The sequence below is a fragment of the Pseudobacter sp. genome, assembly GCF_051955275.1.
Taxonomy (GTDB): domain Bacteria; phylum Bacteroidota; class Bacteroidia; order Chitinophagales; family Chitinophagaceae; genus Pseudobacter.
On sequence record NZ_JBQCGW010000087.1, the window covers coordinates 1 to 14,204 of the forward strand.

Sequence of the window (14,204 nt, forward strand, 5' to 3'; positions counted from 1 at the left end):
TTTTTTCAGCCATTCCAGTTCCGGGGCAGCCAGTATCTGACAGGCTGCCTGGATCTCTTCACCGGCAATATCATCTCCCACTTCCTTCAACTTCATGAAACAACTGCTCAAATGTTTGAGCACTTCAATGGTTGTATTAACACTTTCCGCCAGCTGGTTGTAATTCTTATTTACCCCGATAGCAAGCGCCATCCGTTTGCCCAATACAGCTGCCGGTGCAGCAAACCGGTTTCCGGTTGCTGTGTTCAGGTAATTCTCCATTACTTCAACAGCTTTCCCGGTAACAGGAAATTTCAAATCCAGTTCTCCGAACCTGCTGAAAAGCGCCGCCCGCTGGTTGATCTGCTCCGCATCTGTCAGCGGATGCCGGAAAAAAGACTCCAGCAATCTTTCTCCTCCTGCTGTCTTTACTTTATTGAACATCCCAAAGATGGCATTGGGCTTGTATTTTCCCATCAGGTTAAGATCCTCAAGCGTTTGCTTGTCTATCAGGAAACTCATATTATCAGCTTTTAAAATTGTCCATTGCGCAGGATATCCAGGATACCTTCATTATTGATGATGATCATACCATGCCGGTCGGCAGAGATCCCGCTCCCGAGTTTATGAGTATATACCGGCTTATCTCCTTCCATTAAAGTAGGCAGGTACAAAAACTGAATATTCTCGCATTCGGTTGCCAGCTGCTCCCCAGCTTCCATGATATGGGTTGACACCACGAACATGCAATTCGGTTGGCTCGCAAATGCAGCAGTGATGGCTACTGTAGCTTCATAGGCATCTTTCACATTGGTGCCACGGAACAGCTCATCGAAAATGATGAACAGATTCCTTGCATTTTCAAGCTCTGCCGCCATCTTCTTCACCCTTAATACCTCCGTATAAAAATGACTGTAACCCATATTCAGATTATCAGGAAGATTGATGGTGGTCAGCAGTCCGTCACAAACAGAGAACCGCATCCGGGAAGCAGGCACGGGAAAGCCTGTATGGGCCAGGAATATCGCGATGCCGAGGGATTTCATGAAGGTTGACTTACCGGCCATATTCGCCCCGGTGAGGAAAACGATATTGGAATGTGGCAGCATTGCAATATCGTTGGCCACCGGCTTTGCCAGTTTGGGATGATATACACCTTCCATCTCCATGATATGCAATTCGCTTTCCAGTGCTTCAGGAAAAACAAATCCCCGCTGCCGGGCAACCATGGCCACTGAGATATATACATCCAGCCTGTAAACGGCTTCCAGCAATTTCTTTACCTCTGCAATATGAACAAACCGGAGCAGGCGATCATAAGCAGCCGCTTTTTCATAATCGATCTTTACCGGAATTTTTTCCTGCAACAGCTGCTCAAAATGCGGCCGCATCAATATTTCCTGCGCAGCCCTGATCTCCGGTGCATAGGATGAGCCCTCGGTTTCCTGCATTGAAGTATGTATGAATTCCTGAAGGAGGATCAATATTTCTATTACAGAAACAATGCCTTTCACCACTTGCTGGAAGGCAGTATCTGCGCCGATCACCTGGTTGAATCTGCGGCCCAGTGTATTATTCTGTGCAGACAGGCGGCTCCGCTCGTCTGTGTCTGAAAGGTAACTCTCCGCGGCATCAAACAGCTCTCCCTGAAAAGGGAAGCTGGTTTGATGCGTGAAGAAATAGTATATGATGCTGCTTCTCTTTCTGATATCTTCCAGGTTGGCAAGAGGATACCGGAACATCTGCTCCAGCACGCCGGCGCCGCCACGGGTATAGGTACGATTGAATATTGCATACACCGCATCATTGTCGCGCTTTCCGAAAATATTCAGATCGTCCAGCGTTTGCTTATCAATTATCAGGCTCATCATTTTTAATTTTATCTTCCTTTTCTGCGTAGCCAGATGATAGTGCCGCAGCACATGAGAATGATGGGGAATAGCCATTTGATACTGAAGCCGGCGATGGCCCAGGCTGTCTTTCCCATCTTCAATGCATTGTCGGGAAGTGGTGGCCGGCGCATATCGATCGGCAATTCATCATCAGTGAGCCAGAAGAAAGCTCCACTGATAAAATTGAAATTGGCGGGCGATACATCTTTCCGGTTCATCATCAGTTCACCATTGCTCAGGTAATCCGCATCTCCCACCACTACGATCTTCTGTTCTTTTCCATTGATCTTTCTGCTCATGGCAATAGCAACCGGATAAGGCTTTTCAATCTCGCCAGCTGCAGCATTGATCACTACTGTATCATCAATAAAGTTTTTGGTCTCCAGTTCATTCCAGCCACCTGTGGTGTCGCTGGTGAAGAGCGGCACTACATCAAATCCTTTAACAGCAGAATAATCCAGCGCCACGGCAGTTTTCATTGGCAGCAACTGTTCATACTGACGGATCGTTTTGAAATGGAAGGCAATTTTCTGCGACTCCCTGGTAGGTTTCAGCAACAGGAGGTCCGACTGGAATTTCTTACTGGGCTTTACCAGCACACCCGGCATGAATTTCACGCCGATCGGCTCCACCACAGGATTCATGATCTCCTGACGACCAGGTTCACCGGCAATGATGAGGTTCCCTCCACGATCGATATAATCCTGCAGGTGTTTCATTTCATCGGCAGTGATCGGTTTTTTCGGTTCCGCTATCAGCAGGATGCGGATATGCCCGGGGATGGCTTTAGCCAGGGTGATATCTTCAAAATCAAAACCCTGGTTGATAAGCGCGTAACGGAATGATTTTTCCTGCGCAAACATATTGTACCCGCGATCCTCTTCTGCATTACTAGACCGCTCACCATGACCGGTCAGAAAACCAACGGTAGGCAGCTTGTCAATGACAAGACGCTTGAAGGCAGCTGTGATCTCGGTTTCAGAGGGCAGGCGCATCATATCATCGTACACACGCAGGTATGTCTGCTTTCCATTCTCGCGTTCGAGGCTTCTCACAAACCTGAACCGTTCAGGCTTCAGGTCTACTTTTGAACTGAATTTCGAATAAGGATAGATCGGGAATTTATAATCATAGAGTTTGGTAAGCGTATCTATCAACTGCTCACCATTCAGTGTGGGGAACTGTGTATCCAGTTGTTTGTTCTCCGTTTTCTCATAATAATACTCGTATTTCAGTTTGATCCCCGGCTTGAAACGTATATACTGCCTGAACCTGTCCACATCATATTTGTACATGGCAGGTTGTGCTATCCAGTTGTTCTCTTCCAGCATATTGGTGTAGGTGGTGATGGTGAGCCCATCTTTCAGATGGCTCAACACTTCCTGACTGCTTTTGGTCAGTGTATTGGTTTTGGTACGCGTTGCATCGTAGAAGGTCATCAGTGAGGGCTTGGCGCTGAAGTATCCCAGTAACATCGCGCCCACGAAAATGCCTGCAAACCTGGCTGCAACAACATACCACGATTTTTTCTGCCGCCCGCTCTGCAGCTTCACGATACTGAACCCGATAAACAGTGCAATAACTATAAGGAAGTACAGCAGGTCTTCACTGGTGATCAGGCCGGCAATAAAATTATCGCACCGCCCTGAAATAGCCAGCCAGTAGGTGATATCCCTCACAAACTCTATCTCCTGTCCTACGCCTTTCACATAGTTCAATACAGCAAAGATGCCGAGCGTTCCCATGGCGGAAACCACGGTATAGGAAGTGAGTGAGCTCATGAAAAGGCCGATGGCGGCATAGGCGCAGGTCAGCAGGAAAATTCCCAGCAGCCCTGTCAGGATCAGTGGTATGTCAACCATTTTGATGGTGAAGGCTGCAAAGAGACCGAACACCGCCAGCACTGCTATCAGCACGAACGCATACACTACCAGCGCAAGGTATTTACCGAAAATGATCTGCCTGCTCCTGAGTGGGGAGGAGAAAAGCAGTTTGATGGAACCGCTGCTGAACTCACGGCTCATAACACCCATCGTAAGCAGTGGAATATAAAGAAAGATGTATTGCTGCACGATAGTGAAAGTTCCCTGAATGCCTCCAAAGGTGCTGGCAGTTGCGCTCCAGAGCTTCCATCCGATCAGTTGCCTTCTCATCATTCCGCTGTACAGATCATGGAAAACCAGTCCTGTCTGAAAAGCAAAGATCACAATGATCAGCCAGGCAATGGGTGAGAAAAACAGTTGCTTCAATTCCGCCTTGGCTATCTTGATAATTGGTTTCATAATATTTTTCAGGGTTTACTCAGATTGATTGGTTGATAAGGCTGCAAAAACATTTTCGAGCGACATTTTTTCCAGGGATATTTCCAGGAGCCGCCATTTCTGGTGCACACTGGTTTCAATGATGCGCTCCATGGTATCATTGGCATCGGTGTATTGCACCCTGTACCTGATCCCGCCAAGGTGATCCACATTCAATACACCAGGAATGGCCAGTAACTGTTCCATCGGCGGTGCTGCGATCATGGACATCACGATGGTGCTGGGCATGATATAATTATCGAACTCTTCAATAGAGCCGGCAAAAGCAACAGTGCCCTGATTGATCATCCAGATATTATCGCAAAGCGCCTGCACCTCCTGCAGGATATGCGTTGACAATACCACTGTTCTTTCTTCCGCGATCTCCCGGATGAGGTTACGCACTTCCAGGATCTGGTTGGGATCAAGGCCATTAGTGGGTTCGTCCATCACTACAAATCCAGGCTTATGAATGATGGATTGCGCGATCCCCACCCTTTGCTGATACCCTCCTGAGAGATTGCGGATCAGCCTTTTCCTGAAATGAGTAACGCCTACTTTTTCCATGGCCTCCTCCACAGCTTCTTTCACCTTCTTCTCTTCCATCAATCGCATATGCGCTGTGTGCTCCAGGTACTCCTCCACAGTCAGATCGATCAGCAGTGGTGGTTTCTGAGGAAGAAACCCGATATGCTGTTTGGCAGTTACGGGATCCAGCCGCATATTCACCCCCCTGATATAGATCTCTCCCTGCGTTTGTTTCAGCACACCGAACATGATATTCATGATGGTGGATTTGCCGGCGCCATTGGCGCCGAGCAATCCATAAATCCCGTTTTTTGTCAGTTCGAAATTGATATTCTTTACTGCCCATTGCACACTATACCGGTGCGACAGGTTTTCAACCTTTACAATTGATTCGGTCATATATGATAGTTATACGTATTTGTTATTAACCGGGATATCTCCTGAGTGTGTATTCGAAATAAGAGCCCCATTTCCAGGCCAGGTCAACCACGTTGCCAACATTGGGAACGGTATACAGGATGCCCGTTTGTCCGGGGTTGGCGGACCCCAGCACATCGTTCTTCAGACTGCAGATGGAGAACCTGCCGTTATCGAGCAATACACCGATCTCTCCGGATACTGCATCGGATATGATCTTCTTGATTTTTCCTGTACCGAAATCATGATAAAGAGTGATCTGCCTGGTATTCACATCGTAGAAGTAAAGCTTGCTGCCTTCTCCTAAAAAGAGATAAGTAGAATTGAAGATCCTGTGATAAACAGTATTATCGGTAACAATCCCATTACCTGCAAAAACCTCCTGCTGGTGCTCGCTTACTTCAATGAGCGTGTACTTCATCGTGAGGCGGTAGTTCTGCATCATGTACTGACCCGTTACATCATTCTTGATGATATTCATGTAATAAAGGCCGTTGGAATAATCGCCGCAATATTTCAGCGTATAACCAGCCTGATTGGTAAGATCAACCCATCCCGCGGGAGGCGTTGAACCGGTAGCATCTTTGAGATACATCTTTCCACCGACATAACTGTTATCTCCGCTGGTAGTGTACAGTCCGATAAAACGCCTGTTCAGATCATCATACAGGTACACTATCTCTGACTTGTCGTACGCAGCTTCCACCAGTTCGGAAATATGTGCTCCACCTCCTTCAAAGTAGATCGGAAGATCGATAAAGAGGCCATCATGCACACCTCCCATCATGCGGGAGTTCCGCTTCCAGTAGATATTTCCATCGGATCCATGCATGAAGTTCACAGGACCGCCATCTATGAAGTTCACAGGATGGGAGCCATTGGGGAAGACGGATCCCGGAAAGGAATTGCGGAGTGATAACACTTTGGAGAAATCATCCCCATTCAGGAACACCGGCGTATTTCCCTGCAGCACCAGCACCTCGTCCTTTGAATAATCAGTAAACACACGGGTGATGAGCTTTTGAGGATTATCGCCCAGCGGATTATTGGGATACAGATTATCGTAGAGATCAGGAATGTATTTGTACTCGTAATAGGTTACGTTGTTGGCATCCTTTTTAGCATCCCTTCTCACAAAGCTCAGTCCTGATTTACCTCCATCATTGGTAAGGAACAACCAGCCTGCCTTGTAGGGCGACACTACCTGCACCTGCATGGCAAAGCGGGTAACGATGCCTGTGGCTTTTTCTTTTACATAGAGGTAGATCATTACATATCCGGAGAGATCGGGTGCATACCGGAGATTCCTTTCCCTGGACACTACGGAGTCCACCTGGCGCCATTCGTACTCGAAAGCAAGTGTATCACGGTCCGGATATTTCCAGGTGATCACAGGGTTCACCCGCAGCGTATCTCCCAGGATCACCGGTGTAGCCGTAGGTGTGGTGATGGTCCTGATCTTGTTGTAATCTACCAGGTCATAATTGCCTTTGTCTTTATAACAGGACTGCACCCCTGTCATCAACAACAGGATCAGCCATGGATTTATAAACTGTTTCATGCATATTAGTATTAGTGGGTTAAGCTATCCGCCGATCATTTCAACGATCATTTCCTGGCCGTTATCCTCATACACGGTCCTTCCAGCATCTTTTTCCTGCAACAGATAGCTCTTCAGTTTCATGGTGTAATAACGTACCGCGTCGATATCGGCGGAATTGATCTCGGAAAGGCCAGTAACCTGGATGAACAGTTTATACTTCTTATCGGAATATTCGCCCAGGTAGTACCACTCCACATTCTGGTCCCACCAGTCTGGCCTGGCGATCACATTGGAGATATTCAGTATCGATACGCAATAATCCACCTGACCGTATTTCAGTTCATCCGTGGACTCTATCATCATTACCAGTCTCACCGGTTTCACTGAGATATCCGGTAATTTCTTCACGGTGATCCAGGCAGTATCCGAAGTCCTGTTTGCCTTCAGCGTAAAAGTGGCAGGCAGGCTGTAATGTTGTGGTGTGGCCGTACTCTGGTCTTTCACTACCGATATTTTGTATTGCCGGTCCTTATCTGATGGCTTACCCACCAGTTCCACTATTAGCGGAGCCTGTGCTTCATCATCGTTTGGAATTGCCAGGAAGGAGAACATGGACGAGTCTGTGTAACTCTTGTTGAACTGCACGTGATCACCTGCATCGTAGCGCATGATCTCATCTTTTTTGCAGGACTGCATCATTGCCAGTGCAACGAACATTATTATGGTGTTTCGGAATAATTTCATGTGGCTGTTTTTTAAAGGAGATAGTTGGTTTCACTGGCTGGCAAGGGTGCGAACCAGTCTTCCGGTGCCATGATGATATCATTGTTCCCGTTGAAAATATTCCTGTTCAGCCTTTTGAACAGGAAGAAGGTCTGGCCTTCAGTAAGCGTTTCCCGGATGATATCCTTCACCAGTTTTTCCATCAGTTCCTGTCCATTGACAGCATCACTGATCTTCGCTTTAGCGCCCCTGTTGGTGCGCAGCGTGTTGAAGATGGCCACAGCCTCGGGAATATTTCCCTGCCTGATATGATACTCGATGATGATATGGTACATCTCGGTAAAGCGCATCACCGGCAACAACGGCCCCTGCTGAGCGGCCATGCTGGTGGCGTTGTAGGAATTTCCTTTCGGCCTCATCCAGGTGATATAGCGTTCATCAGCATACCTGTTGTACCATCCCACGATCCTGTAATCATCCATATCTCCTTCAAACAACTTGCTCATATAAGCCTGCGGGATGCGGTAGAATTGATTGGCAATGCCGGATGACTGGATCTGTGCATCGTAATTGTTGTAGTTCTGGCCATTGGCGAAACTGAGCACCAGTTCATCCGGTCGCTTGGTGTAGATATAATCAACATCGGTGATCTGCCCCTGGTAGATAGAGCTGGTCCAGGTGAACCAGTTCCTCTTATGCGCATCATACACCACTTTGGCATGCTGGAAAGCCTGTTCGTAATCGCCTTTGTACAGGTACACGCGCGCCAGCAATCCCGTTGCTGCGAAATAGTTCATCCTTTCCGCCCTGAAATTGAAGAAGTCGCCCTGCGCAAGGGGGATCCACGATCCGGGGTTCCTGATCCTGCCTACCGCAGAGCGCATCACAGTACGCAGGTAAATGGTATCGATCTTCTCCAGTAGGGTACGGCTCTGCCCCAGGTCATTGATGATATTGGTGAACACAGCAGGCATTGTCAGCCGTTCCGGCTGCGTTTCCGGATATTTTTTCACATAAGGGATGGCGGGGCCTGCAAATCCTGTTACAGGCGCGGGGCAAAAGATCCTGAGCAGGTCGAAATGCAGCATGGCCCTCACACCGTACATTTCGCCCAGGATCATATTTTTCTCGTTCGCGCTTTCAGCGAAGAAGCTGGTATCCCTTGCTTCAACAGCCTGGATAATATTGTTACAGTTGGCCAGTGTTCTGTAGGCACTCTGCCAGATCTGTTCCATACTTGCCTGAGCAGTGGACACCTCCCAGTTGAAGCGGGCTGCTTCACGATAATCGTAGGGTATATTATTGATATCGTAGTTATAGCCCATAGCGCTGATAACGCCATAGCTGAGGTTCCTGCCGTAAAGCTCGGTAGCGGACAACATTTTGTACACCCCGTTAACGGCCACACGGATCCCCTCTCCGTTCTCGAACATCGTTTCCTCCAGTACCTGGTTGCTGGAAGAAACGTCCAGGAACTTCTTACAGGACATATTGAGCAATATGGGTAGCAGCAGCAGTAGTTTCCAGTATTGTGTTGATCTCATATTGAAACTTTTTTAGAAAGAAGCGTTGATAGTGATCGTGAAAGTTCTGGCATATGGATAGTCGAGACCCATTTCTCTTTTCACTGTTGAGAAGCGGGCCACATCGTTCATGAGGAAGGAAGTCCTCAGGAAGCTCATGCCTGTTTTCTTTTTCAGCCATACGGGATCGAAATCATAACCGAGAGAAAGGGAATTGAAAACAACATAGTTGTTTCGTTGCAGGAAACGTGATGTGGGCCTGGTAACAAAGTACCTGTCCTGGATCGCCTTCAGTGTTGACATATCACCAGGCTTCTGCCATCTTTCCGTCAGCACGCGCCTGTCTGCATTATTATAAGCGAGGTTGGCATTCTCTACATTATCCACCAGTGTCTGATTGTATAGATCTCCACCGAACTCATACATGAAAGTGGTGAACAAAGTGAACTGCTTATAACGTGCATTGATACCCGCAGTTCCCTGTGCCCAGGGCTCCGAGTTACCGATCGGTTGCTGGTCCATCGGGCTCCAGTCGTATGTAATGGAACCATCTGGCCTCATATATACTTCCTTTCCGTTTGCGGGGTTGATACCGAGGGAGCGCATGCCGTAGATAGTGGTGAGCGAACTTCCTTCTTCATACTTCATGATCGGCCTGGCAAATTTGGCATTCTGCTGATTGTAATACAGGATCAGCGAAGGGCTGGTGCTGTTGTTATAACCGCCGTAATAATCGTCTATCCGGTTATTGTACCGTTTCATGGATTGTGCGATCTCCATGATCCGGTTCCGGTTATGCGCCATATTGCCGATCAGCGTGAAACTGAAATCCTTTGTATTGATGAAGTTCAGGCTGGTCTTGATTTCGAAGCCTCTGTTGAGCACTTCACCGATATTATCGCGGTATACCAGGAAGCCGGAAGACGAAGGAAGGGAAACATCCGTGATCAGGTCATAGGTCCGCTTATTGTAATAGTTGAATTCAATATTGTACCGTTTGAAGAGGGTCATATTGGCGCCGATATTCCAGCTCACCTGTTTTTCCCATGTGAGCCTGTTGTTGCCCATATAGGTAAGACCGGATCCGATACCGGTAGGATACCAGTCGTCAAGCAGGATCTTGTACGTGTTCCTTGCCATATAAGGCGAGAAGTTGGATTTACCGGTCTGCCCGATATTAGCTGTTACACGCAGCATATTGATGTAGGGAAAATTCCTGAAGTATTTTGTATTGTGCAGGTTCATTCCTGTACCTACGGACCAGAACGGCGCCCATTTATTTTCTGTTCCAAACTCGGAAGAGCCGTCCATCCGGAATGATCCATCAAAGAGATAGATATTGTTCAGGCTGTAATTGAGCGTGGCAAAACTGCCGAGCAGCCTGGCCAGGTTATCGCTCCTGTCTGGCTTACGTGTGATCTCAAAGGCATAGGCCGGAGAATTGAAGCTGCGGTTTGCAAATCCCCTGTACAATGCAGAACTGAACTCCGAGCGTGTTGACCTTCCGTTCACACCCAGCGAAACATTGATATTATGAGCATCGATGGTTCTGTTGTAGGAAGCGAAAATATTCGAATTCCAGCTGAGGTTTTTAGTGGCAGTCTGATTGAGCTCGCCTTTCGTGAAAAGATCACTTCTTCCATACAAAGCAGACTCCGGAGAAGTGAATTTGTCTGTGTTGGCATCCTTGTACTCAACAGCAAACTGGGCTTTGATGAAAAGAAATTTGGTAACGAACCAGTTTGCCGTGAAGTTATTGGTCCATTCCCGGTACCGGGCCCTGTCGAAATTCCCTACCGTTGATTCATACATGGGATTGAGCACCTGGTTTGCGTTATAGTTGGGAAACTCTTTTATATACTTGCCGGTGTTCTCATCATACATATTGAAATATGGCTGCAGCCTGGTATAGTCGCTGAACTTCCCGTAAGGTGATTCTTCTGAATTCACCGCATCGAAATACGTCTGGTTGCGGAACTGCAGTTTGGTGGTTTGGTACTGAAGGGTGAGCCCCGCTCCCATTCTTTTACGGAACGACTCTTTCATTACACCGTTCTGGTTATCATACTTGAGGTCAACACCCACGCGCATCCCCTGTGAACCACCTTCAATATATACATTGTGACGGTGGTTGATCATTGTGCTGAGTGGTTGTGAAAGCCAGTAAGTGTTCACGCCTTTGAGGACCTCATTTTTCTTTTGCTGCATTTGCCATAACCCTTCGAGAAGATTGGACGCATAGCCAGGATCGGATTTCGGAATATAGGGCTCATAGATTTTTGCAGCATATTCTGCATCCAGCTTTTCCTGTGCGTTCATCATGTTATAGCTGGTGAGATCGGGGGCAGTAACAGAGTAATTGCCATTGTAATTGACGCGGAACTCTCCTGGCCTGGGCAGTACCGTTTCAATCACCACAACACCGTTGGAAGCACGTGAACCATACATGGCCGTAGCAGCAGCATCTTTGAGGATGGTGATATTGCTGATGCGGTTGATATCCATATCATAGATCTTCTCGATAGCCACTTCAAATCCATCCATGATAAAGATGGGAGTATTGGGATTGTTCTTGAGAGCGAACTGCGAAACGCCTGAACTGCCAGACTCCAGTTTATCCAGTTCCTTGATACCCGGAAAACCGGACTGGCCACGGATATAGAATTCAGGCAGCACATTGGGATTGGAGCCCATCAGATTGTTCTGCATTATCCTGAAGGAAGGATCAAATACCTGGAGGGCGCTGATCAGGTTATTGGAAGTCACTTTCTGAATATCAGCTTTGGTGACCTGCGTGTAGGTACCGGTGAAACTTTCTTTCCGCACGTTGCCATAACCCGTTACCACTACATCGGTGAGCGTAGCATCTTTCTGCCTGAGCACAATTCTTCCATTGGCAGGAAAGTCTTTCACTTTTACCTCTCTCGGGTGGAAATTGATATGAGAGAAAACCAGAACCTGGTCAGGTTCAACGCTGATGGAAAATTTCCCTTTACTGTCTGTGGTGGCTCCGGTGTTCTTTCCCTTTATGTTGATGCTGACACCTTCCACCGGGCTGCCATTCTCTCCCAATACAGTGCCGGTAATGGTTTGCCGGGGAGATGATCCTATACCAGGAATCGGTTGTTCATTACCGGTATTGCCTGACTCGTGGCGGTTGATGGCGGTGGATCTTTCCACCAGGAAGATGGTCCGGTCTATCATCCGGTAGCCGATGGGCTGACCTTTCAACACATTGTCGAGGAACTCGGCAAGCGGCATGTTCACCGCAGTGATGGTAATGGGATCTGCTTGTCTGAGCAGACTGGACTTCCCGAAGACCGTAAAACCTGTTTGTTTTTTGATCAGGTTGAACACTCTTGTCAGTGGCAGGTCTTTGCCGGATATGGATACCGTTTGGGACCGCGTGTTGGCTGAAACGTGAAGACAGCCAACAAGTAAGATCAGGGCAGTTAATTTCATCACGGTTTTGATTTTTCTGCCAGGTATCCCTTGAAACCTGTCAAAAGAAAGCTTCAACCTGGGCAGTGTTTTGGTTAACAACCGGGTGGTACCTGATCCATGGTCCATGGGGACATACCTTGCCCGGCTACGTAAAGCATTTTTTTGCATACTTTCGCATCAGTTTTGGTTAAGAAAAGATTCTCGTTACGAATGTTTGAATAGCCTGAACTGCTTCGTGAAAACGATGCCATGCCGTTACGCCTTCCACGCGTAACGGTTTTTAGTTCCAGCTAATCTGTATAAAAAAAAGAATTGTTTTGAGCACTCCTGTATCAGGGCGACAGGATGAGCCTTCTGCCGCTGTCGAGCCGGAGATTCACTCCCAGCTTCATTTCCTGGAGCGCTGAGATCAGCTCTGCCAGGTTCACATTGCGGCTCATTTCACCGAAGAACATCACATCGGGCACTCCGTTCTCATACACCACCTTGATATCATACCAGCGTTCCAGTTGCTTCATCACTTCCCTGATGTTGGCTCCTTCGAAGTTGAAATAGCCGTTCTTCCAGGCCATCACTTTTTCTATATCGGCGTTCTGCACCAGCAACTGGGCGTGATTGCCTGAGGACTTCACAATGCCCTGCTGTCCTGGCCTCAAAACCTGCCCGGCATGGCGCCTTGCCTGTCCTTTTTCGGCGGAGATCCCTTCATTCACCGGTGTGACCTTTACTGCGCCCTGCAGCAGGGTTGCAATGGTAGCCCCTTCGTCCATATATCCGTTTACATTGAAATGCGTGCCGAGCACTTCCACTTCAGTAAGATTGTTCACTTCAACAATGAAAGGTTTGCGCGCATCCTGCGCCACTTCAAAATAGGCTTCGCCTGTAACCAGCACCCTGCGTTCGCCGTTGGTGAATGCAATGGGATACTGAATGGAACTGGCTGCATTGAGCCACACTGATGTGCCATCGGGTAGTTTCAACTGAAATTGACGGCCTTTGGGAGTGGACATTGTATTGTAGGCGGGTGCCCCCTCACCTGAAGCTGTGGGAAGATAGGTAAGCCTTCCGTCTTCCAGCTCCACTTTGGTGCCGCTCTGAGTGGCCACCAATCCGTTACCCAGGCTGTCGAGCACCACCCTGGAGCCATCAGCCAGCGTAAGAATGGCGCCTGATGTTCCCGGAGCGATATCCGAAGGTGTTACTACAGACACCTGCTCCTGACGATCCGACAGCTTCCACCAGAAGGCTGCTCCTGCAAGCACCGCCAGAACTGAAGCAGCTGCCACCCATCTGAACAGGAAACCAGTACGCTTGACTTCCGCAGGATGGGCGTTCAATGCTTCACTCCCCGCTCTGGCCTTCTGTAATACTTCCCGGAACTGCTGCTCGATATCCATTCCTTCAGAAAGATCCGTAAAGTCAGTTGACTCCAGTTGCTCCCTCACTGCTTTATCCAGCAGTAATCCATTAGCAGGATCGCGTGCCAGCTGAAGAAACGCCAGTAGCTCATCCGGTGTTAATCCATCCTCGATATATTTTTGCAGAAGGCCGTTGAAAGAGGTCATTCTAACGAATTTTAAGATGTTCCTTTTATACAGACACAGAAAAGGAAAATGAGGACCCTGGTTAAATCAAAATATTTTTTTTACAGGTAGATCAGCATCCAGAGGAAGATGGCAACGGACGATGAATACTTATCCAGATAATTTCGGAGCGCAAGGTTGGCGCTCACCATATAATTCTTGATCGTACGCTGGGAAAGGCCCGTGGCGGCGGCTATTTCAGCATGTGTAAGCCCCTGGAAGCGGCTTAATCTGAATATTTTCTGCTGCTGAGGTGTGAGCTTGCTGATACC

At 48.0% G+C, this 14,204-nt stretch carries 9 protein-coding genes and 1 pseudogene; all 10 read right to left on the reverse strand.

Annotated elements, in window-relative coordinates; translation table 11 throughout:
* Positions 1-501: pseudogene (locus tag ACTHMC_RS07590) on the reverse strand (hypothetical protein); the annotation flags it as partial.
* Between the two features lie 11 nt (positions 502-512).
* The gene (locus ACTHMC_RS07595) at positions 513-1,847 is read right to left on the reverse strand and encodes a MutS-related protein (protein WP_440412246.1); all 1,335 of its coding nucleotides are present in this window, start codon (positions 1,845-1,847) and stop codon (positions 513-515) included.
* Positions 1,848-1,858: 11 nt separating this feature from the next.
* On the reverse strand, positions 1,859-4,153 hold the full coding sequence (locus tag ACTHMC_RS07600) for a Gldg family protein (RefSeq protein ID WP_440412248.1): 2,295 nt from the start codon (positions 4,151-4,153) through the stop codon (positions 1,859-1,861).
* Between the two features lie 15 nt (positions 4,154-4,168).
* Positions 4,169-5,098, reverse strand: coding sequence for an ABC transporter ATP-binding protein (locus ACTHMC_RS07605; protein ID WP_440412250.1), 930 nt, complete (start codon positions 5,096-5,098; stop codon positions 4,169-4,171).
* A 25-nt stretch (positions 5,099-5,123) separates the two neighbouring features.
* Positions 5,124-6,677 carry a PKD-like family lipoprotein gene (locus ACTHMC_RS07610; protein WP_440412252.1) on the reverse strand — a complete coding sequence of 518 codons (1,554 nt, stop codon included), beginning with the start codon at positions 6,675-6,677 and terminating at the stop codon, positions 5,124-5,126.
* Positions 6,678-6,701: 24 nt separating this feature from the next.
* On the reverse strand, positions 6,702-7,403 hold the full coding sequence (locus ACTHMC_RS07615; protein WP_440412254.1) for a DUF4843 domain-containing protein: 702 nt from the start codon (positions 7,401-7,403) through the stop codon (positions 6,702-6,704).
* Between the two features lie 11 nt (positions 7,404-7,414).
* Positions 7,415-8,926 (reverse strand): RagB/SusD family nutrient uptake outer membrane protein, encoded by a 1,512-nt coding sequence (locus ACTHMC_RS07620; protein WP_440412255.1) that lies wholly within the window; start codon positions 8,924-8,926, stop codon positions 7,415-7,417.
* A gap of 12 nt (positions 8,927-8,938) precedes the next feature.
* Positions 8,939-12,367, reverse strand: a complete 3,429-nt coding sequence (locus ACTHMC_RS07625) for a SusC/RagA family TonB-linked outer membrane protein (RefSeq protein ID WP_440412257.1) — start codon at positions 12,365-12,367, stop codon at positions 8,939-8,941.
* Positions 12,368-12,681: 314 nt separating this feature from the next.
* Entirely contained in the window at positions 12,682-13,914 is a 1,233-nt protein-coding gene (locus tag ACTHMC_RS07630; RefSeq protein WP_440412259.1) for a FecR family protein, read from the reverse strand.
* 80 nt (positions 13,915-13,994) lie between these two features.
* Positions 13,995-14,204: sigma factor-like helix-turn-helix DNA-binding protein (locus tag ACTHMC_RS07635; protein ID WP_440412261.1), on the reverse strand; the 210-nt coding region annotated here is incomplete at its 5' end.

Bases quoted from the DNA above. Each gene is read 5' to 3' on its own strand.
- ACTHMC_RS07620 (WP_440412255.1), bottom strand. From the start codon at position 8,926: ATGAGATCAACACAATACTGGAAACTACTGCTGCTGCTACCCATATTG.
- ACTHMC_RS07600 (WP_440412248.1), bottom strand. From the start codon at position 4,153: ATGAAACCAATTATCAAGATAGCCAAGGCGGAATTGAAGCAACTGTTT.
- ACTHMC_RS07615 (WP_440412254.1), bottom strand. From the start codon at position 7,403: ATGAAATTATTCCGAAACACCATAATAATGTTCGTTGCACTGGCAATG.
- ACTHMC_RS07595 (WP_440412246.1), bottom strand. From the start codon at position 1,847: ATGAGCCTGATAATTGATAAGCAAACGCTGGACGATCTGAATATTTTC.
- ACTHMC_RS07605 (WP_440412250.1), bottom strand. From the start codon at position 5,098: ATGACCGAATCAATTGTAAAGGTTGAAAACCTGTCGCACCGGTATAGT.
- ACTHMC_RS07630 (WP_440412259.1), bottom strand. From the start codon at position 13,914: ATGACCTCTTTCAACGGCCTTCTGCAAAAATATATCGAGGATGGATTA.
- ACTHMC_RS07625 (WP_440412257.1), bottom strand. From the start codon at position 12,367: ATGAAATTAACTGCCCTGATCTTACTTGTTGGCTGTCTTCACGTTTCA.
- ACTHMC_RS07610 (WP_440412252.1), bottom strand. From the start codon at position 6,677: ATGAAACAGTTTATAAATCCATGGCTGATCCTGTTGTTGATGACAGGG.